19 protein-coding genes and 1 pseudogene are annotated in these 19,180 nt (G+C 68.1%); 12 read left to right on the top strand and 8 right to left on the bottom strand.

What is annotated here, in order from left to right; genetic code table 11:
• Positions 1-65: 65 nt before the first annotated feature.
• Together MXA07_RS11520 and MXA07_RS11515 are read right to left on the bottom strand one after the other, a co-directional pair.
• Positions 66-863, bottom strand: coding sequence for a M14 family metallopeptidase (locus tag MXA07_RS11520; RefSeq protein WP_247728745.1), 798 nt, complete (start codon positions 861-863; stop codon positions 66-68).
• A gap of 134 nt (positions 864-997) precedes the next feature.
• Complete coding sequence (locus MXA07_RS11515; RefSeq protein ID WP_247728744.1) at positions 998-1,654, bottom strand: DUF7504 family protein; 657 nt, start codon at positions 1,652-1,654, stop codon at positions 998-1,000.
• 188 nt (positions 1,655-1,842) lie between these two features.
• Here MXA07_RS11515 and MXA07_RS11510 point away from each other — a divergent pair, with 188 nt between their 5' ends.
• Positions 1,843-2,754, top strand: a complete 912-nt coding sequence (locus tag MXA07_RS11510; RefSeq protein ID WP_247728743.1) for a DUF7547 family protein — start codon at positions 1,843-1,845, stop codon at positions 2,752-2,754.
• Positions 2,755-2,812: 58 nt separating this feature from the next.
• Here the strand turns inward: MXA07_RS11510 and MXA07_RS18250 are convergent, their stop codons facing one another.
• The 4 genes and pseudogenes from MXA07_RS18250 to msrA all read right to left on the bottom strand — a co-directional run bounded on the left by MXA07_RS18250 (position 2,813) and on the right by msrA (position 6,206).
• A complete protein-coding gene (locus MXA07_RS18250; RefSeq protein ID WP_343217270.1) occupies positions 2,813-3,172 on the bottom strand; it encodes an OB-fold domain-containing protein in 360 nt (119 codons plus the stop codon).
• A gap of 189 nt (positions 3,173-3,361) precedes the next feature.
• Positions 3,362-4,507: pseudogene (locus MXA07_RS11505) on the bottom strand (thiolase family protein); the annotation flags it as partial.
• A gap of 84 nt (positions 4,508-4,591) precedes the next feature.
• A complete protein-coding gene (locus MXA07_RS11500; protein ID WP_247728742.1) occupies positions 4,592-5,596 on the bottom strand; it encodes an MBL fold metallo-hydrolase in 1,005 nt (334 codons plus the stop codon).
• 79 nt (positions 5,597-5,675) lie between these two features.
• Positions 5,676-6,206 carry a peptide-methionine (S)-S-oxide reductase MsrA gene (gene msrA, locus MXA07_RS11495; RefSeq protein ID WP_247728741.1) on the bottom strand — a complete coding sequence of 177 codons (531 nt, stop codon included), beginning with the start codon at positions 6,204-6,206 and terminating at the stop codon, positions 5,676-5,678.
• Positions 6,207-6,330: 124 nt separating this feature from the next.
• Here msrA and MXA07_RS11490 point away from each other — a divergent pair, with 124 nt between their 5' ends.
• From MXA07_RS11490 to gatE, 7 genes are all read left to right on the top strand, one after another.
• Positions 6,331-6,576, top strand: coding sequence for a BolA family protein (locus MXA07_RS11490; RefSeq protein ID WP_247728740.1), 246 nt, complete (start codon positions 6,331-6,333; stop codon positions 6,574-6,576).
• Between the two features lie 145 nt (positions 6,577-6,721).
• Entirely contained in the window at positions 6,722-7,183 is a 462-nt protein-coding gene (locus MXA07_RS11485) for a PH domain-containing protein (RefSeq protein ID WP_247728739.1), read from the top strand.
• Positions 7,180-8,904, top strand: a complete 1,725-nt coding sequence (locus MXA07_RS11480; RefSeq protein WP_247728738.1) for a PH domain-containing protein — start codon at positions 7,180-7,182, stop codon at positions 8,902-8,904. Before MXA07_RS11485 ends, MXA07_RS11480 begins: the two co-directional genes overlap by 4 nt.
• Before the next feature lie 143 nt (positions 8,905-9,047).
• Complete coding sequence (locus MXA07_RS11475) at positions 9,048-9,764, top strand: plastocyanin/azurin family copper-binding protein (protein ID WP_247728737.1); 717 nt, start codon at positions 9,048-9,050, stop codon at positions 9,762-9,764.
• Between the two features lie 222 nt (positions 9,765-9,986).
• Complete coding sequence (locus tag MXA07_RS11470) at positions 9,987-11,393, top strand: class II fumarate hydratase (protein WP_247728736.1); 1,407 nt, start codon at positions 9,987-9,989, stop codon at positions 11,391-11,393.
• Between the two features lie 237 nt (positions 11,394-11,630).
• Complete coding sequence (locus MXA07_RS11465; RefSeq protein ID WP_247728735.1) at positions 11,631-11,864, top strand: transcriptional regulator; 234 nt, start codon at positions 11,631-11,633, stop codon at positions 11,862-11,864.
• Positions 11,865-12,019: 155 nt separating this feature from the next.
• Positions 12,020-13,888: a Glu-tRNA(Gln) amidotransferase subunit GatE gene (gene gatE, locus MXA07_RS11460; RefSeq protein ID WP_247728734.1), complete on the top strand. Its 1,869-nt coding sequence runs from the start codon at positions 12,020-12,022 to the stop codon at positions 13,886-13,888.
• Between the two features lie 30 nt (positions 13,889-13,918).
• On the opposite strand, the gene MXA07_RS11455 is transcribed toward gatE, so the two are convergent.
• Positions 13,919-14,695, bottom strand: coding sequence for an RNA methyltransferase (locus tag MXA07_RS11455; RefSeq protein ID WP_247728733.1), 777 nt, complete (start codon positions 14,693-14,695; stop codon positions 13,919-13,921).
• Between the two features lie 319 nt (positions 14,696-15,014).
• Between MXA07_RS11455 and folP the strand changes: the two genes are divergently transcribed.
• From folP to MXA07_RS11440, 3 genes are all read left to right on the top strand, one after another.
• Positions 15,015-15,884 (top strand): dihydropteroate synthase, encoded by an 870-nt coding sequence (gene folP / locus MXA07_RS11450; protein WP_247728732.1) that lies wholly within the window; start codon positions 15,015-15,017, stop codon positions 15,882-15,884.
• A 258-nt stretch (positions 15,885-16,142) separates the two neighbouring features.
• The gene (locus MXA07_RS11445) at positions 16,143-16,847 is read left to right on the top strand and encodes a 6-hydroxymethylpterin diphosphokinase MptE-like protein (protein ID WP_247728731.1); all 705 of its coding nucleotides are present in this window, start codon (positions 16,143-16,145) and stop codon (positions 16,845-16,847) included.
• 75 nt (positions 16,848-16,922) lie between these two features.
• Positions 16,923-17,360, top strand: coding sequence for a hypothetical protein (locus MXA07_RS11440; RefSeq protein ID WP_247728730.1), 438 nt, complete (start codon positions 16,923-16,925; stop codon positions 17,358-17,360).
• 48 nt (positions 17,361-17,408) lie between these two features.
• Here MXA07_RS11440 and MXA07_RS11435 read toward each other — a convergent pair whose 3' ends face one another.
• Positions 17,409-18,413 (bottom strand): TIGR04024 family LLM class F420-dependent oxidoreductase, encoded by a 1,005-nt coding sequence (locus MXA07_RS11435; RefSeq protein ID WP_247728729.1) that lies wholly within the window; start codon positions 18,411-18,413, stop codon positions 17,409-17,411.
• A gap of 345 nt (positions 18,414-18,758) precedes the next feature.
• On the opposite strand from MXA07_RS11435, the gene ddfA reads away from it, so the two are divergent.
• Positions 18,759-19,031: a DdfA family disk-determining factor gene (gene ddfA / locus MXA07_RS11430; RefSeq protein WP_247728728.1), complete on the top strand. Its 273-nt coding sequence runs from the start codon at positions 18,759-18,761 to the stop codon at positions 19,029-19,031.
• The last annotated feature ends 149 nt before the right edge of the window (positions 19,032-19,180 follow it).

The raw sequence follows: 19,180 nt of genomic DNA, 5'->3' as shown, positions 1-19,180 counted from the left end.
CACGCTCCGGTCGAGGCGATCACCGGCCGACGGCGGTCGGGCGAGGCGAGTTGCCGAGTGCGACGTCACCGGTCGAGCGGCGCTGGATCGAGCGCCCCGATTTTCTTCGCGGCGTACCCGAACACCTCTCGATAGCCGTACGCGGACATGAGGACGGGATAGAACGGCTCGTCGGCCGTTCGGACCGAGCCGTCGGCAGCCGCGAAGGGAGTTCCCGACTCGACGCGTTCGAAATTGTCGACGAAGATCTCGTACTGATCGGCCGACTCCTTCGGGATCATCTCGACGAGCCGGAAGACCGGGAGCGATCGACTCGCCGCGTCGCCGGGAAGCACGCCAACGGCGGTGAGAAACGCAAGCGTCAGGCGGTACGCGTTCTCCGTCGCCGTCTCGGTCCCCTGCAGTCCGCACTCGACTTCGATCGTCTCGCCGCTCCCGAGCAATCGCCCCTCCGCGAACGGGCCGGTCTCGACCAGTGCCGTGATCGGCAGCCGAGGGCAGATGGACTTCACCCGGTCTGTCACGTCGTCGACGATCGCGAACGGTTTCGCGTGACTCTGCGTCGAGTGCATCGACCAGATCACACAGTCCTCGACTTCGTCGGCGAGTCGGGCGGCGAGACGTCCCTCGTGGGTCCCGGCCGACCGATCGCCGGGGAAGGCGCGATTCAGATCCTCGTCGACGTATCTGACGCCCGTCTCGAGGGCCCGCTCGTTCGCGATCACCAGTTTCACGGGCGCCGTCACCGAGGGGCGTTCGTCGAGGAGCCGCTCGATCGCGTTGACGCCGCAGGGTTCGTCACCGTGAATCCCGCCGACGACGGCGATCGACGGCGTCCCGGTGCCGAGCTGTTCGACGCGCATATCGTAGTACCCGGGCTCTCGGATACAAATACGATTCGAACTGGTCGGTTCCGCGGACCGTTGGACGGGCGACGGGTCGAGCGGGACGGATTCGGCGGTAGTCGTCGGCGATTACGCGACCGGTAGGAGGCGGATCAGATCGGAATCCAGTCGGTTTCGGCGTCGTCGTCCCTGAGGTTCCAGCGATGGGTCAGGTCGTCGCCGTCGGATCTGACGGTGATGACGGCGTCGAACAGCGGCTCGTAGAGGCGCACCGCCTCGTCGGTCCGATCGATCGGCAGGTGGTAGTGACCCATTCCGCGGCTCTGTCTGATCCGTGTCGTCATGGCGTGCAGGAGCCGGAAGACGTTCTCGGCATCGAAGGCGTCGATCAGGTCGGCGACGGAATCGACGCAGACCCGAAGCTCGGACGGGTCCAGGTCGGTATCGGCTTCGCACGCGTCGACCGTCTCGACGAACTCGGTCCCGAGCGTCCCGAGGAGGGAGACTTCCGTGACTTGATCGTCGTCGGCTGGCGTTCCCGCGGTGTCGTCTGTCCGAATCAGGAGATACCGCGTTTCCATCCCGCCGCACTCGCCGTGGCTCTCGATTCGGTTCGGATCGGTCGTTACGACGATGCGATACCGCGTCGATCCGCCCCCGTCGCCGAGCAACCGGTCGCATACGGCGTCCTGTGGTGCTCGGTTCTCCCCCCCGACGACCAGCACGTTGCTCCCCTGGCGCTTGAGTTCGTCGAGGGATTGGGCGAACGAAATCTGTTCGGATGCGCCGCCCCCTATCTCGCTTCCCATTCGGTATCATCCATACTGGGGCTACAAATAAGTATTCCGGTCGGAAATCCATCAGGTAGTAGTATCTACTGGCTATTGGCTCGACCGGGTCGGACGCCGGCGATACGTGATTCAGCTCCCATCGCTGCTCGTCGATCGCTCCGGTCGACGACCCTCGCCTTTTTCGTCCTGGGAGCGTAGTGTCAGGCATGGACGACGAACTCGCGAGTGCGATCGACGACCTCGCCGACGCAGTGGCGACCCTCGGCGAAGCACTCGACGCGCGGAGTGGCCCGCGGCTTCGACCGCCTCGCCCCGCAGAGGTGCTGCGAGCGACCGACGAGGTCGCGATTCCGACGTTGATCGCCGCGCTCGAGGCACAGATCCGGATGCTGGAACTCGCCCGGCGAGGGACGCGGCTCGTCCGGTACGACCGAGCGATCCGCGACCCTCCGCCCCGGGGCGATTCGACCCGACGGTCGGACGGACCGGATCGGCCCGAACGACTCCTCTCGCAGCTGGGACGGACCATCGACCGGATACGGAGTCAAGTAGACGCTGCCGAGGACGATCGCGTCGAGGATGCCCTCTCGCGAACCCAGTCGGTCTACGACGACCTCGAGCGTGCGCTTCTGGGGGCGTCCCAGTCCGATCGCGACCGAAGCGCCGATCGCCGCGCGACGACCGATTCGTCCCGGTCGACACAGGGGTTCGAGATCGAGATCGACGACGGGTCCGGGTCGACAGACGACGCCACGAGGGGATCGACGGACGACCCCTCGCGAACCGACGACGCCGGTAGCGTCGAGGTCGACGTCGACGCGGAACTCGAGACGCTCCGCGATCGGTATGGCAACGAGGACGAATCGGCGCACGCAGCCGACTCCGACGGGTCGACGCGCGCCGCCGACGACTCGGGGCCGGCCCCCGACCCGGACGGCTCGTCGAGCGCCTCGGCCGGGACGCCGGCGACATCCGACGACGCGGTCGCGGACGACCCGACCGAGACCGATCGGCGGTCTGGCGACCCACCGTCGGCCGAGTCGAACGAGGCCGACGCGGACGAGCCGGACGACGCCGATACCGATTCGACCGGGGAGTCGTCCGACGGAGCGGAGTAGTCGGTTTCGCCTCCTATCTGGCCCGCTGTTCCTGGGAAGTTCGATCCGGCGAGCAGCGTCACCGATCGACGGGTCGAAACCGGAAACCGTCCCAGGACTGGCTCTCGGCGGCCCTGATGCCGGCGGACGGGTCGCGCAACTCGTCGACGTGGATCGGTTCGACGGGATCGCCGTTCTCGACGGGGGCGTCGGCGACGCCGCCGATCGCGCGGACCGATCGGCCGTCGACGTCGAACTCGACGATCGCGAGCGCGTTCGGCTCTCGCACGCCGGGCGGCGTGGCCGTACTCGTCGTCCAGGTGAGAACGCGGGCCGGATAGGCGGCGAGATCGACGGTCTCGCTCGGCTCGGCGCCGCCGGGGCCGACCGGATGGCCGGGATACTCGATCGTGCCGTCGTCGTACAGCGTCGCTTCCATCGCCGGCCCGTCGTCACCTTGGTCGGTGAATCGGTCGCTCGGTTCGTCGCCGCCGTGGCTCGGTCGCTCGTCCGTTAGACCCGGAGTCCCGTCAGTTACGCCCGATTCTCCGTCCGACGTACTCGGGTTCCGGTCCGTCACGCCTCGTTCCCCGTTGGTCTCGACCGGTCTCTCGTCGCCCGCGCCGACTTCCAGTATGGTCGTCGTGACGCAGTTGCCGAACCCGCCGACGTTACAGCAGAGTCCGACGTCGGCGTCGACCTGCCGCGGGCCGGCCTCGCCCAGCAACTGCTCGTAAATTTCGACGGCCTGGGCGACGCCGCTCGCACCGAGCGGGTGGCCCTTGGACTTCAGCCCGCCGGAGGTGTTCACCGGCAGGCGGCCAGTGTCGCGGTCGAATTCGCCGGCTTCCACTCCCTTCCACGCCTCGCCCTTTGGGGCGAAGCCGAGCGCTTCGAGCTGGAGCAATTCGAGGATCGTGAACATGTCGTGTAGCTCGGCCACGTCGACGTCCTCGCGGTCGAATCCGCTCATCTCGAAGGCGCCCGCCCCGCTCCGTTCGACTGCGGCCATGTGCGTCGGCTCCGGGCGCTGGTGGACGACGTGGGTGTCCGTCGCGCCGTCGATCCCCGCGACGGTCACGTACTCGTCCGTGATCTCGCGTGCGACCGATTCGGGGCAGAACACCAGCGCGGCGGAGCCGTCCGTGATCGGACAGAAGTCGTAGAGACGGAGCGGATCCGCGACGATCGGCGACTCGAGGATCGTCTCGACGTCCACCGCCCGCTGGAACTGCGCGTTCGGGTTGTCGACGCCGTTTCGGTGGTTCTTCGCGGCCACCGCCGCGAGCGACTCTCGCGGGGCGTCGTACCGATCGAGGTAGCGTCGTGCGGTCAGCCCGGCAAAGGAAGGGAGCGTCACGCCGTGTTTGTACTCCGCCGGGTGGGTGAGCGAGGCGATGACGTCCGTCGCCTCGGCCGTCGGGCGGTGGGTCATCTTCTCGCCGCCGACCAGCAAGGTGCAGTCGCTCGCCCCGCTGGCGATCGAGCGCCAGGCGGCGTAGATGCCGGCGCCGCCGCTGGCGCTCGTCTGGTCGATCCGTTCGGTGTATGATCCCAGGAGGTCCAGATCGTGTGCGAGCGCGTTGGCGACGCCGGTCTGGCCCTCGAACTCGCCGCTTGCCATGTTCGAGACGTAGAGGTGATCGACCCGGTCCCCGTCGATCCCCGCGTCCGACAGCCCTGCCAGGCCCGCTTCGACGAGGAGGTCGCGAATCCAGCCTTCCCGCGAGCCGAAGCGGGTCATCGCCGCGCCGATGATCGCTACGCGTTCCATATCCCGTCGTCGGCCACCGGCCAGTTAAACGGTCCTGTTCGCGCAGTTCCAGCCGAGCCCCTTCGAGCGCGTCGAATGGAACCGTCAATCGCTGACAGCTGGTTCGAACGGCGCCGCGTCGATCGATTCGTCCGCCCGGAGATAGCCGATTCGTCCGGATTCCTCGTCCGCGACGCGCTCGGCGGCGCCGCGGTCGACGAGGTACTCGACGTGGGAGTGGGCTTCGCCGGGGCCGTGGAGGATGTGGACGCGATCGAGTTCGCCGAACAGTTCCGCGCTGATCTCCCAGGCCGTGTGCGTCTCGTCCGGTTCGAGGACGTCGAGAACGTTTTCGAGCCGGTCGCGGTGGTGGGCCAGGATTTCCCGCGCACGCGCGGCCGGTCCGTCGATGACGTCCCGGTGGCCCGGCCAGACGCGTTCGTAGTCGCGTTCGACGACGGCGGTGAGCGTCTCGACGTAGCGCGTCAGCGGGCGATCGAGCCGGAGGTCGGCCCCGCCCACGTTCGGCGTGTACGTCGGGAGGACGACGTCGCCGACGAGGGCCTCGGTCGCCCCCGCCCGGTCGAACTCGTAGATCGCGTGGCCGGCCGTGTGGCCGGGCGCGAATCGAGTCCGAAGCGTCGCGTCGCCGACGTCGATCTCGTCACCGTCGACGAGCTCCACGACTCGCGCCGGCGGTTCGGCCGTCGGCGCCCGATCGAAGAACGCCTGTAGCGCCGACCGCTGGTCGGCCGGCATGCCCCACTCGTCGAATCGCCGGGCGCGCAGCGCGTATTCGGTCGCGACCGCGTCGTCGTCGCGTCGAACCAGCGGCGCGTCCGTTTCGTGGACGAAGACGTCGGCACCTCCCGCGTCGGCGACCGCGCCGGCGAGTCCCGCGTGGTCGAGGTGGTGGTGCGTGAGGACCACGGCATCGACGTCCGCGAGCGTCCGGCCGGCCGCGTCGAGTCCGGCCTCGAGCTGGGTTCGGATGGCCGGCCGCGGGATGCCGGTGTCGATCAGGGCCACCTCGCCCGCCGACTCGAGGAGGTAGGCGTTGTTCTCCCCCTCGAATTCGTGATTTCCGAGGCTGATCGCGTGCAGGTTCACACGGCAGCACAGACGGCGGGGGACCGTATCGTTGTTGGATCCGGCGAACGGGCTGGGGGTAACTACGGGATCCCGGGCCTCAAGCGCGGACTTTCTCCCGAAACGCTTCCCGAACCTTCTCGATCTTCGGCTGGGCGTGCATCCTGCAGTAGGCGTCGTTCGGGTTCTTCTCGAAGTAGTTCTGGTGTTTGTCCTCGGCGCGGTGGAACGTCTCCAGCGGCTCGATCTCGGTCACGATCTCGTCGTCGTAGCCGCCCGCTTCCTCTAGGGCCTCGACGTAGTCCTCGGCCAGGTCGCGCTGGTCCTCGTCGTGGTAGAGCACGATCGAGCGGTACTGCGAGCCGACGTCCGGTCCCTGGCGGTTCAGCTGCGTGGGATCGTGAATCGTGAAGAACACCTCGAGCAGTTCCTCGTAGGTGATCGCGTCGGGGTCGAACGTCAGCTGGACGACTTCTGCGTGGCCGGTGGTGCCGCTGCACACCTCGCGGTACGTCGGGTCCTCGTCGTGACCGCCCGCGTAGCCCGAGGTCACCGACTCGACGCCGTCGATCTCCTCGAACGCGGCCTCGACGCACCAGAAACACCCGCCGCCGAACGTTGCGCGTTCCATACCCGATTGTGGTCGCCCGCGACCAAAGGCGTGACGGAGCCGCGGGCGAGCGCGGGTCGGGTTCGGGTGGGAACCGACGAGCGGAACCGTCGTCCTTTTTGCCCGACCACCCCTGACGTGGGGTATGGAACCCGAATCGGTCGAACGCCTCATCGAGGACGAACTCGAGGACGCGAGCGCGACGGTCCGTCGAGCGCGCGACGAGCACGACGACGATCACCTGGCCGCCACCGTGATCTCGCCCGCGTTCGAAGGCGAGTCGCTGGTCGACCAGCACCAGCTCGTCTACGACGCCCTCGGCGAGCACATGACGACCGACATTCACGCCTTGGAACTGTCGACGTACACGCCGGAGGAGGACGCGGAGTGACGACCGGCTGAATCGAGCGGGGAACGGTTACATCGGGGGACGCGACGTTCGTCGCCCGTCGCCGACGGCTCGGGACGACGAGCTGGGGACGGTAACCGGCTGTCGATGCTGTACTTTTATCGTTCGGCCCTGAAATATGCCGATCATGGAAGCACTGCACGGCCGGACTCGCCTCCTCTGGATGGTCTTCGGACTGGTGTGGGGGGTCGGCGCGGCGGTCTGTCTCCTGGCGATCGATCGGTGGCTGTACGGCCTCCCGACGACCGCCGTGGCCGCCGTCGGCGCCGTCGTCGCCCTCGTCGGGCTGCTCTACGGTGCCAGGCGGTACAGCGCCTGGGGATTCGAACTGCAGGCGGATTCGCTCTACCTGGAGCGGGGCGTCGTCACGTTCGTCGAGACGGCCGTTCCGTTCGTCCGGGTCCAGCACGTCGATACGCAGTTCGGCCCGCTCGAACGCCTCCTCGGACTCTCCTCGGTCGTCGTCTACACCGCGGGGTCGCGGAACGCGGACGTACGAATCCCCGGTCTCAGACCGGAACGGGCCCGCGAGCTCCAGGATACGCTCCGCGAATTGGCCGTCGAGAGCGCCACGGAAGACGCGGTATGAAGCGACTCCATCCGCTGAGCGCGGTGTTCCTCGCGCTCAACCGCGGCGTCTCGGCCATGTTCATCCTGTTCTTTCTGGTGTCGTTCGCGGAGAGCGTCTTCGAGTTGCCCGGCGTCGCGCTCCCGATCGTCGCCGGCGCGCTCGGCTTCGCCGTCGGGAGCGCGTACGGCGTCGCGTACTACTATCGCTTCGGCTACTCGCTCGAACCGGACACGTTCGACATCGCCTCGGGCGTGGTCGCCCGGCGCTCGCGCGAGATTCCGTATCGTCGGATCCAGAACGTCGACATCACGCAGGGGATCCTCCTGAAGCTGCTCGGCCTCGCGGTCGTCGCCATCGAAACGGCCGGCGGCGGGAGTACGGAAGGGACGCTCAACTTCGTCTCCAGGCGGGAGGCCGATCGCCTCCAGCGCGAGATCAGGGCCCGGACGGCGTCGTCGGACCGCGGTCGTCGGCGGCGATCGGCCGAGCGGGACGCCGCTTCGAGGACGGCGGACGATCGCGGCAGCGTCGCCGACGAGACCCTCGAATCCGGAACGGGGTTCCCGGCGTCGCAGCGGTCCGACGTCCCTGGTTCTGAAGACGCGGAGCGACGCGAAGAGGGCCAGCGCGACGAACCGGCCGGGGATGGATCGGACGAGTCCGGCGCGGGTGCGGAGCGCACGCTCGACGGAGCCGACTCGACGTATCGACCGCGAACCCTCTTCGAACTCGACGCGAAAGAGCTCCTCCTCTACTCGTTCGCCTCGTTTCGGCCCGCGGCGGTGGCCGCGGCCGGCTTCCTGTTCTTCTTCGCCAGCGAGTTCGCCCTGGAGTACCTGGTGCGGGCGGCCCAGCCCGTCGGCGGACCCAGCGAGATCGGCGCCGGCACGACCGGAAACTACCTCGTCCTCAGCCTCGTCTCGATGGTCCACGCCGTCGTCGTCACCTACGTCATCAGCGTCGTGTACTCGTTCGTCTCGTACTACGGCTTTCGCCTTGGGAAGGCGGGCGAGGACCTGGTCTACGAACGCGGGCTCCTCCAGCGCTACAGCGGCAGCATTCCCCTCGAGAAGGTCCAGTCCGTGACGATCACCGACAACCCGTTGCAGCGGGCCATCGGATACGCCGGTCTCTGGGTGGAGACGGCCGGCTACGGCCCCGAGAGCAACGGGGGCAGTCAGTCCGCCGTGCCGCTGGCTCGCGTGCCGCGCGTCCACCAGTTCACCGAGCGCCTCTCCGGGATCGAACCGCCGACGTTCGACCGACCGACGCGAATCGCGAGACGTCGCTACCTCGTTCGGTTCTCCCTCGTGGCGACCGCCCTGGTCGCCCTCGCGTACGGCCTCGACCGGGTGTGGACGTTCCCAATCTGGTGGCTCAGTCTCGCCGCTTACGTCGTCGTGCCGCCGGCGGCGCACCTCCGGTGGAAGCACCTCGGCTACTACGTCGGCGAGGATCACCTCGTGATCCGGCAGGGCTTCTGGCGCCGACGCACCACCGTCGTCCCGTACTACCGGGTTCAGACGGTGTCGACCAGGCGATCGGTCTTTCAGCGACGGCTGGGACTCGGCTCGCTCGTCGTCGACACCGCGAGTTCGCGGAGCTTCTTCTGGTCGTCGCCGACCATCCCGGACGTGAAACTGCCCGTCGCCAGACGCATCCAGCGAGCAACCCGCGACCGACTGCAGGAGGCGGTCGCCGAACGCGCGAGCGACGCCGCGTCCGACGTGGATCTGTGACGATATCGAGGCGCTGGGGTGGATCGCTCGAACGAGCCGACCGCACCGCTGTGGGACCGTGCGGGCCGACGCGAATATGTTCCGCCGAGAATAGGTGGATTTTATACGCCGGATGGTGCAAATTGCCGGTGGAGGTAAGTACTGTGACCGACGAACCACGCACCCGTCGACGGATCTGTTCGCTCATCGGAACCGTCGCGATCGGCAGCCTCGCCGGCTGTCTCGAAGGCGACGGCGGCGAGGATGGGTCCGCCGATCCCGGCGAATCGAACGAATCGACCGCGGACGCGGGATCGAACGATCAGTCCGGTGATTCGAACGAGAGCGATGACCAGCACGACGACGGCCACGGTGACGAACACGGAGACGACGATCACGGGCACGGGGATGGCGACGACGGTCACGGCCACGGCGGGCCACCGGACGAGCCGCGTTCGTCCGCCGAGGTCACGATGCTGACGTCGGACGGCGAGCACCACTTCGATCCGCACGTCGTCTGGGTCGAGACCGGTGGAACCGTTCGCTGGCACACAGAGAGCGGGAGTCACTCCAGCACGCTCTACCATCCGGACGCGGACCGACCGCGGCTCGCACCCGAGGGGGCCGAGGCCTGGGACAGCGGGACCCTGTCGACGGACGACGATCCGTTCGAACACACGTTCGAAACGGACGGAGTGTACCACTATTACTGCGTCCCGCACGAGGAGTCGGGCATGATCGCGAGCGTCATCGTCGGCGAGCCGGACCCCCACGAGCAGCCCGCCCTCGAGGAGCCGCCGACGGAGTTCTCCGAGACCGTTCGCTCGAAACTCCGGTCGCTGAACGAGACGTGCAACGAGGCGCTCGGGCACACCCACTGACCAGTTCGACGGGGCGCGTGCCGCCGTCCGACTCGGGACCGCCGGGTCGTTCGAGCGATCCGGATCGGTCGGACGCAATTTCCGTCTCGACGGATCGACGCCGATCGCAGCGGATCGGGTTCGGTGCCACCGACCGCTGGACCGACGGTGGCAGACCCGCCGGTTTTCGGTGCCCTGCCCGCTTTCGGTGGCTTTTACCACGCGCGCGGGCAATCGCCGGGTATGGCAGACGAGTTCCGAACGGAATCGGACAGTCTCGGCGAGATGCAGGTACCGGCGGACGCCTACTGGGGCGCCCAGACCCAGCGGGCGGTCGAGAACTTCCCCATCTCCGGCATCACGTTCGGTCGGCGCTTCGTGCGTGCGCTCGGCGTGGTGAAGAAGGCGGCCGCCCAGGCCAACCGCGATCTGGACCTGATCGATGCCGACGTCGCCGAGGCCATCGTCGAGGCCGCCGACGAGGTCATCGCCGGCGAGCACGACGAGCACTTCCCGGTCGACGTCTTCCAGACCGGCTCCGGGACGTCCTCGAACATGAACGCCAACGAGGTCATCGCGAACCGCGCGGCCGAACTGATGGGGGCGGAGATCGGCGACCGCGTCGTCCACCCGAACGACGACGTCAACTTCGGCCAGTCCTCGAACGACGTGATCCCGACGGCGATGCACGTCGCCGCCCTGGAGGCCGTCGAGAAGGACGTCATCCCCGCGCTGGACACGTTACGCGAGGCCCTGGAGGCGAAGGAGGACGAGTTCGACGACGTCGTCAAGACGGGTCGCACGCACCTGCAGGACGCGACGCCGGTCACGCTGGGCCAGGAGTTCGGCGGCTACCGCACCCAGATCGCGAAGGGGCTCTCCCGGGTCGACAAGACGCGCGAGCACCTCGCCGAGCTCGCCCTCGGCGGAACGGCGACGGGGACGGGACTCAACACCCACGAGGAGTTCCCCGGCCGCGCCGCGGAGTACATCACGAAGGAGACGGGCGTCCAGTTCCGCGAGGCCGACGATCACTTCGAGGCCCAGGCCGCCCACGACGCGATGAGCGAAGCTCACGGCGCGCTTCGAGTCGTCGCTGGGTCGCTCAACAAGATCGCCAACGACCTCCGCCTGCTCGCCTCCGGGCCGCGAAACGGCCTCGGCGAGATCGAACAGCCGGAGAACCAGCCCGGCTCGTCGATCATGCCCGGGAAGATCAACCCGGTCGTCGCCGAGGCGGTCAACCAGGTCCACAAGCAGGTCGTTGGCAACGACGCCGCCGTCGCCGCGGGCGCGGCGGAGGGCCAGATCGATCTCAACCTCTACAAGCCGGTCCTCGCGCACAACTTCCTCCAGTCCGCCGAGCTCATTTCGAACGCGAGCCAGGTGTTCGCCGAGCGGTTCGTCCGCAAACTGGAGGCCAACGAGGACTACTGCGAGGCGCGCGTCGAGCAGTCGATGGCGATGGCCACCTCGCTGAACGTCCATATCGGCTACGACAAGGCCAGCGAAGTCGCCAAGACCGCGCTCAAGGAGGACAAGACCGTCCGCGAGGTGGTCCTGGAGAAGGGCTACCTCGACGAGGACGAGGCCGACGAGGTGCTCGATCCCCGGAAGATGACCGAACGCGGCATTCTGGGCGACGACTGAGGGCGGACGGCCACGGCCGCCCGTCACCGCCGGACGGTCGGTCTCACCGACGTCCTGTGCGGCCGAGCCGAGACGCGCCCGATACGTCCGAATGCGACCGCGTCGACGTCAGAAGAGACCTGTGCGTGAACACGGCGCACGTTCCCGAACAACCGCCGGAATGCGCCCCGATCGCGAGGATCGCGTCCGAAATAAAATATCCAAGCGGTTTTCACGGCGACCGTCGTCGGACGAATCATGCACACCTGTCGCAACTGCAATCAGTCGTTCCAGACGGAATTAGCGCTCGAATTACACGGGGATTCCTGCGAGAACGGGCAGCTGTTCTGCCAGGTCTGTGGTGACCGATTCCGGGAGGCGGACGCGACGCGGGACGGCTGGCACTTCGCGTGTCCGAACGAGGGCTGCGACGGCGCCGGCCTCACGGAGGACCTCTTCGAGGTCGAGGACGTCCGGACGGCCGGCCACTGACGGCGAACCGCACGGACGAGCCGGTGACGGCGGACCGGACGGCGACCGTATCGGCGGCACCGGTGACAGCGGCCCCGCCTGGATCGGTTCTTCGATCCGATCGTCGCGATCGAGACTGAACGGTTTTTTACCCCAGCGACTCTCACGTTCGCCTAATGGACGCAGACGACTACGCCGAGCTCGGGCTGGTCGCCGGTCTCGAGATCCACCAGCAGCTGGATACCGAGACGAAGCTCTTCTGTGCGTGTCCGACGACGCTACGCGAGCCGGCGGAATCGACACGTCGGTTCACCCGCTACCTCCATCCGACCCGGAGCGAACTGGGCGAACTCGACGAGGCGGCGGTCGAAGAGAGTCGCGTCGACCGCGAGTTCGAGTACCTCGCATACGACACGACGTGTCTCGTGGAGGCTGACGAGGAACCGCCGGGCGAACTCGACGCGGAAGCCCTCGAGACGGTGCTCGAGATCGCGCAACTGCTCGACATGACGCCGGTCGATCAGGCCCACGTCATGCGAAAGCTCGTCGTCGACGGCTCGAACACCTCGGGCTTCCAGCGCTCGGCGCTGATAGCGACCGACGGCGAGATTCAGACCGATGCGGGGCCGGTCGGCATCGAGGACCTCATGCTCGAAGAGGAGAGCGCACAGCGGGTCGAAGAGACGGACGAGGGCGTCCGCTACAGCCTCGACCGCCTCGGCATCCCGCTCGTCGAGATCGGGACCAAACCCGACCTGCGGACGCCCGAGCAGACCCGCGAGGCCGCAGAGCGCATCGGAATGTTGCTTCGCTCGACCGGCAAGGTCAAGCGCGGGCTCGGCACGATCCGCCAGGACGTCAACGTCTCGATCGCCGAGGGCGCACGGGTTGAGATCAAGGGCGTCCAGAGCCTCGACGACGTCGACGACATCGTCCGCACGGAGGTCGAGCGCCAGGTCGCGCTGGTCGGGATCGCCGACGAACTCGACTCGCGCGGGGCGGCCGTGGACGAACCGCGGGACGTGACGGAGGTCTTCGAGGACACCGACAGCGGCGTGATCCGGGGCGCGATCGACGGGGATGGAGCCGTCTACGCCGTCAGACTGGCCGGCTTCGACGGACTCGTGGGCCGCGAGATCGCGCCGGATCGCCGGCTGGGCACGGAACTCTCGGATCACGCGAAGCGCCACGGCGCCGGCGGCATCTTCCACACGGACGAGCTGCCGGCCTACGGCATCACCCAGGAAGAGGTCGACGCGCTCCGCGACGCCGTCGATGCCGGCCCGGACGACGCGGTCGCGCTGGTCGCCGCGGACGAAGCCGTCGCCGAGCTCGCGATCGAGGCGGCGGCCGAGCGGGCCGAGACGGCCATCGAGGGCGTCCCGGAGGAGACACGCGGCGCCAACGAGGACGGGACGACGCGATACCTCCGCCCGCTCCCCGGCGCGGCCCGAATGTATCCCGAGACCGACGTTCCACCGGTCGAACCCGATCCGAGCGAGGTCCCCGTCCCGGAACTGTTGACCGAGAAGGTCGAGCGCTACCAGGCGGAGTACGATCTCGACGCGGGTCTGGCCGAGCAGGTCGCCTACGGGGAGTACATGCCCCTGTTCGAGCGCGTCGTCGCCGACGGCGTCGACCCGACGCTCGCTGCGGCGACACTCGAATCGACCCTGACGGAACTCCGTCGCGACGACGTTGCCGTCGACGCACTCTCCGAGGCTCACCTCGCGGACGCGCTCTCGCTCGCTGCGGACGGCGAGATACCCACCGAAGCCGTGCCGGAACTGCTCGCCGCGCTCGCGGCGGCTCCCGACCGGACGGCGGCGGAGGCGATGGACGCGGAAGATCTCGGCGGTGCGGACGAGGACGCCGTCAGGGAGGCCGTGGCCGAGGTCGTCGAGCGCAACGAGGCCCAGGTCGAGGACGAGGGCATGGCGGCCTTTTCCGGGCTGATGGGCGAGTGCATGGGTGCGCTGCGCGGCAAGGCCGACGGCGACCTCGTCAGCGAGATCCTGCGCGAAGAGATCCAGAAGCGGGCGTGAACGAGGTGCGGGGCTGACTGGCGCTCGCGATCACGGCTCTCCGTCGCCGTCCCTCAGATCGGGGCGCTCTGTCGCTCGCCGAAGGATTCCCGTCAGCGTCCGAACTTCCCGTTCGGTCGGGTCCGCGCGTCCGAGCACCCGTCTGAACAGCCGCGTCGCCTTGGCCCGCTTTTCGTCAGGGTGGTTGATCGCCGCGAGCAACGCCTGCCAGCGCTCGACGCAGCGTTCGATCGCGGGCTCGGGCGCCCGCGTCCGTTCGACGTCCGGCAGTTGGGTCGTCTCGAGTGCGAGCTCGCGGAGTTCGTACAGCGTCACGGTTGCCGCCTGGCCGAGGTTCAACACGGGATAGGCCGGGTTCGCGGGGATGGCACAGACCTCGTCCATCCGTTCGAGCTCGTCGTTGTGCAGCCCGACGCGCTCGCGCCCGAACACCAGGGCGGTCGACGCGTCGACGGTCGGCAACCGTTCGGCCAGCTCGGCCGGTGTCGAGAACGGATATCGGACGTGACTCCGATCGTCCTCGTTCGGCACGGCCGTACAGCCGATGGTGTGGTACTCGGTGACGAGTTGGTCGAACGCGATCTCGGTCGCGTTCGGGAGGACGTCCTCGCGCGCCTGGCCCGCGTAGCCGTAGGCTTCGCCGTCGGGATCGAGCGGCGGGGGATCGACGAGCAGCAGCGACTCGAAGCCGAAGTTCTTCATCGACCGGGCGATCGTCCCGACGTTGCCCGGCGTCTCGGCGCCGACGACGGCCACTGCCGGCGGCTCGCGCGCGTCGGCGCCTGCCCGTGGAAAGTCGTCGGTCACGGTCGCACCACCGACGAACCCGATGGCGGAGACGGTCGATGCGTTACTCGCGTGCGACGGTTCGAATCGGGCTCTCGGACGATCGTCGTCGATCTCCGGGTCGATTGCACCGCCAGTCCGGGTCGCGTCCGCGGAGTCATGCTGGTAGTTCGGGCGCCGGTCGACAAAAGTGGCGCCGTCCCGGACACGGGCTCGCCATCCGTGTCGTCACGCGCTCGGTCTCACCCGCTACGGACCGCCTCGTCGCGGCTCTCGTAGCTGGCTTCGGTTCGCCTGCCGGAATCGGGGCCCATATCTGACTCCGCGATTCATCACCGGTATGACCACCGTGGACGCGGCGGGACTCCCGATCGGCGACGGGCATCCACCCCGGATCATGGGTGTGCTGAACGTCTCGGCGGAATCGCCGTACGATCCGAGCGTCTTCGACGATCCCGAGGCGGCCGCGACCTACGTCGACGAGGAATTGATCGAGGAAGGCGCGGATATCGTCGATATCGGGCTCGAATCGGCGAACAAACGCTTCGAGGTGCTCTCCGCCGAGGAGGAGCGAGCGCGCCTCGACGTCGCGCTCGAGACGATCGACCGCGTCGACCGCGACGCCATCTTCTCGATCGAAACGCGCTACGCATCGGTCGCGGACGCGGCGCTCTCACGCGGGTTCGACATGGTCAACGATATCTGCGGCTTCGCGGATCCGGGTATGCCCGAGGTCTGTGCGTCCCACGACGCAGCGGTCGTCGCGATGGCCGGTCCACCCGACCTCGAGCGACCGGGTGCGATCGACGACGTCGACTGGGCCGAGCGGCGCTCGCCCGAGTGGGCCGCGGAGAGCGACTACGTCGATCGCCTCCTGGCGACGATCGAGGACCTGCCCGCGACCGAGAAGACGATCGTCGATCCCGCGTTCGGCGGCTGGAGCGACCGAAAGACGCTCGCGGACGATCGCGAGACGCTCCGGCGGCTGGCCGCGTTTCGCGAGTTCGACGCTCCCGTCCTGGTGTCGATCAATCGGAAGAACTTCCTCGGCGACCTCGTCGACCGGCGGACCTCGGATCGTCTACCGGCGAGTCTGGCCGGTACGGCCCTCGCCGTCGAACGCGGCGCGGACGTGATCAGGACCCACGACGTGGCGGCGACGCGCGACGCCGCACTGGTGGGTGACGCGTTCGGATCCGTCCGTTCGTGACCGGAACAGACCGGATCGCCCCGGTGGAAAACGCGGATCAACCTGGTTGAACGGCCGTGATCGGCGCTCTCGACCGGGATATCTTGAACGTTGGGATTGGTTTAATGCCGTCCGGTGAGACGGAAAGTGAAGAGAAAACTTATACCGGAGCCATCAGAAGGAGCGGATGGAAGCCGGGTCGCCTCTCGGGTAGGGGTATTCGGAGGTTGCCGCCCGGCTCGACACTTCATTTATGGCGTTACGTGATCAGTGACGACCATGAACGTCGAGTGGGCGACGTGGGAGCCGATCTACGAGGCCATCCGGTCGACGTTCGGCTTCGATCGGCGGGCCGACGAACGCGCTCGCGACCGGCTCCTGTCGCTGTCGACCCCGTTCGAGGGCGGGCTGTCGGGTGCGTTCGAGGGGCAATCCGTCGTCGTCGCCGGTGCGGGACCGTCGCTGACGAGCGATCGGTCGCTCGAACGGGCGCGATCGGCCGACGCGGTCGTCGCCGCGTCGACGGCGGTCGACGCGCTGGCCGATCACGGCGTCCCGGTCGACTGGATGGTGACCGATCTGGACAAGAATCCCGGGACGGTCGAACGGCTCGCTGCCAGCGGGACGCCGGTGGCGGTTCACGCCCACGGCGATAACGTCGCGCTGGTCGAACGCGTCGTTCCTCGCTGTCCCTCCGGCTCGATCCTGGCGACGACACAGGTTCGGCCTCGCGGACACGTCGTCAACACGGGCGGGTTCACCGACGGGGATCGCGCGGCGTTTCTGGCCGACGCGCTCGGGGCGGACTCGCTCTCGTTTGTGGGCTGGACGTTCGACGACCCGTCGGTCGACGACGAGAAGCGAGCCAAACTGGCGTGGGCCGAGCGACTCCTTTACTGGCTCGAACGCCGACGCGGCGAGCGATTCGCCCTCCTGGACGGACGCCGAGATGCCGTCGACACCGACCCGCTGCCGGTCGAGTGAGGGATCCGGTGGGCGGTCGCTCCAGCGACCCGACCGGCAACAACAGTTAAGCCGACGTCACGGCGACAGTACGATGTGGACGACCGACTCGTACTGACGGCCTCGTTCGCCGCGTACCTCGCCGCCGGCGGTCTCTACGTCGCAGGATACGTGGCCAGCGAGGCCGCGTTTACCGGCAGCGAGTACCTCTTTCTGCTCGGAATCGGTTACGGCGCGCCGCTCGTCGCGCTGTTGCTGGTGTGGGCCCGAAGCTACGCCCTGGGCGCCGGCGTCTACGCGGTCAGCGCCGCCTCTACGTGCTGGTACCTCGCCAATTACCTCGTCTTCGGTGACGGGACGGCGGCCGTCTTCAGCGTCGGGGGCGATGCCAGTCGCGCCTACACCGTCGGCGTGGCCGTTCTCTCGTTCGCCACCGTCGCGACGACGCTCGTCGCGTGCTGGCTGTGGTACCGACACAGTCCGGGCGTACGGACCGTCGTCGACTCCGTCCTGCGTCGATCGTCGAGCGGGTAATGGCGAAGCGGTCCGATCAGGCGGCCATCACTGATTCCTCCGCGCTCGTCACTCCCCGGGAGCGAGCGCGTCGATCGTCCGACGGACGTCCGCACGGTCGGCTTCGCGTGGGAAACTGATTGCGAGCTCGTCGAGACCGTCGATCGACTCCCAGCGGTCGAGCTGTGCGCGCGCCTCGGCCGGCGTGCCCGCGATCGCGAGTTGTTCGAGCAGCGGGTCGTCGATGAGCGTCTCCAGCCGGTCGAACTCTCGGTTGGCAACCGCCTCGGCGATCGCCTGGGCCGCCTCCTCGTGGCCCTGGCGGGCCAGCGAATCCCGGTAGAACGTCCCCATCGCTCCGACGTAGAAGCCGATGTGATTGCGACACTGCTCGCGCGCTCGCTCGCCGTCCGGGGAGACGGCCGCCGGGATCGAGAGCGAGACGGGGACGTCCCCGCGCGACCGATCGCCGAGTTCGATTCCCCGTTCGAGGTCGGAAAGCCGGTCGCGCAGACCGTCCGGCGTGAGGACGATGGCGTGCCAGCCGTCGGCGAACCGACCGGCGAGCTCGACCGACTTCGGGCCCATCCCGGCGGCCTCGATCGGCACCGGTGTCTCGGGGGGATCACACCGGAGCCGGAATCCGCCCAGCGTGAACACCTCGCCGTCGTACTCGGCGACCTCTCCGGAAAGTACGGTCCGGACGATCTCGACGAACTCGCGGGTTCGTCGCAGCGGTCGGTCGAACGACTCGCCGTGCCAGCCCTCGACGACCGCCGGGCCGCTCGGCCCGACCGCGACGCGCAGCCGCCCGTCCGAGATCTCCTGGAGGGTCGCCGCCGTCTGGCCGACCAGCGCGGGCGAGCGCGAGTAGACGTTCCACACGCTCGGACCGAGCCCGATCGTCGCCGTCTCGTCGGCGATCCGGGTCAGGACCGAGACCGCGTCGCGACCCCAGGTTTCGGGCAACCACGCGTGGTCGTAGCCGCCCCGTTCGCCGCGCCGGGCGTACTCGACCAGGTGGTCGACGTGCTCGGCGGCTGCAACCGGCAGGTGAAGCGTTCGCGCCGTCATCGGTCCTCCGCCGTCGCAGACGGCCGCGCTGTCACGTCCGCGTTCGGCTCGGTCGATCGTTCGCGTCCGAATTCGTGCATCGTCCGAAGTGTGGCGCGCGATTACTAAAGGATCTTGCCCGACCGCCGGACCGGTGCCCGTCCGATCGGTCCTCGTGGGCGCCGAGTGGAACGAACCGCACGATGAGTCGGATCGAGCGGTTTCCAACGGGTCGCTGGAGCGGTACTGGGCAGTGTCTCCGGGTATCGTCGACGACCCTCCCGATTTCGTCAGTTGGTAGGAGGACCGGCTGCTTCACGCTCGATTGGCCAGTAAGTATTTACTCCCGTCCGAAATGGTTAAACTATGGGAATCACACAGCATCGCCCCGGTTCGACGACGACGCCGGTGAGCCAAGCGGTGGTCGAAGCCGTCGCGGAGGCGGAGGGCATCGACGTCACCGACGTCGAACCGCCGGCGTTCGAGCCGCTCTACGAGGTCGTCGACCCCGAAGCGCTCGACCTGCTGTTCGCGCCGACGGTCGGCGGTGCCGAGCGGGCGGCCGGGTCCGTCTCGTTCGAGTACGCCGGTCACGACGTAACCGTCTACAGCGACGGGCGCGTCACGCTCGACGAGTAAGGATCGACGCGACGCCCGGGTAGCACGGGCGCCGTCCGCATCGCCGCGACGATGGCCACCGCTGTTCTTCGTCCGCTGGTCCGTGCTTGCGATCACGCCGCGAGGGAACCCCTTCGGTGGTAGAATGAGGCTCGTCGGAACCCGTCCGG

It is taken from the genome of Halovivax limisalsi (genome assembly GCF_023093535.1).
GTDB classification, from domain to species: domain Archaea; phylum Halobacteriota; class Halobacteria; order Halobacteriales; family Natrialbaceae; genus Halovivax; species Halovivax limisalsi.
This window is presented reverse-complemented; position numbering and strand designations above follow the sequence as displayed.

Coding starts and splice junctions, on each gene's coding strand:
- MXA07_RS11520 (WP_247728745.1), bottom strand. CDS start 863: ATGCGCGTCGAACAGCTCGGCACCGGGACGCCGTCGATCGCCGTCGTC.
- MXA07_RS11515 (WP_247728744.1), bottom strand. CDS start 1,654: ATGGGAAGCGAGATAGGGGGCGGCGCATCCGAACAGATTTCGTTCGCC.
- MXA07_RS11510 (WP_247728743.1), top strand. CDS start 1,843: ATGGACGACGAACTCGCGAGTGCGATCGACGACCTCGCCGACGCAGTG.
- MXA07_RS18250 (WP_343217270.1), bottom strand. CDS start 3,172: ATGGAAGCGACGCTGTACGACGACGGCACGATCGAGTATCCCGGCCAT.
- msrA (WP_247728741.1), bottom strand. CDS start 6,206: ATGGAACGCGCAACGTTCGGCGGCGGGTGTTTCTGGTGCGTCGAGGCC.
- MXA07_RS11490 (WP_247728740.1), top strand. CDS start 6,331: ATGGAACCCGAATCGGTCGAACGCCTCATCGAGGACGAACTCGAGGAC.
- MXA07_RS11485 (WP_247728739.1), top strand. CDS start 6,722: ATGGAAGCACTGCACGGCCGGACTCGCCTCCTCTGGATGGTCTTCGGA.
- MXA07_RS11480 (WP_247728738.1), top strand. CDS start 7,180: ATGAAGCGACTCCATCCGCTGAGCGCGGTGTTCCTCGCGCTCAACCGC.
- MXA07_RS11470 (WP_247728736.1), top strand. CDS start 9,987: ATGGCAGACGAGTTCCGAACGGAATCGGACAGTCTCGGCGAGATGCAG.
- MXA07_RS11465 (WP_247728735.1), top strand. CDS start 11,631: ATGCACACCTGTCGCAACTGCAATCAGTCGTTCCAGACGGAATTAGCG.
- gatE (WP_247728734.1), top strand. CDS start 12,020: ATGGACGCAGACGACTACGCCGAGCTCGGGCTGGTCGCCGGTCTCGAG.
- folP (WP_247728732.1), top strand. CDS start 15,015: ATGACCACCGTGGACGCGGCGGGACTCCCGATCGGCGACGGGCATCCA.
- MXA07_RS11445 (WP_247728731.1), top strand. CDS start 16,143: ATGAACGTCGAGTGGGCGACGTGGGAGCCGATCTACGAGGCCATCCGG.
- MXA07_RS11435 (WP_247728729.1), bottom strand. CDS start 18,413: ATGACGGCGCGAACGCTTCACCTGCCGGTTGCAGCCGCCGAGCACGTC.
- ddfA (WP_247728728.1), top strand. CDS start 18,759: ATGGGAATCACACAGCATCGCCCCGGTTCGACGACGACGCCGGTGAGC.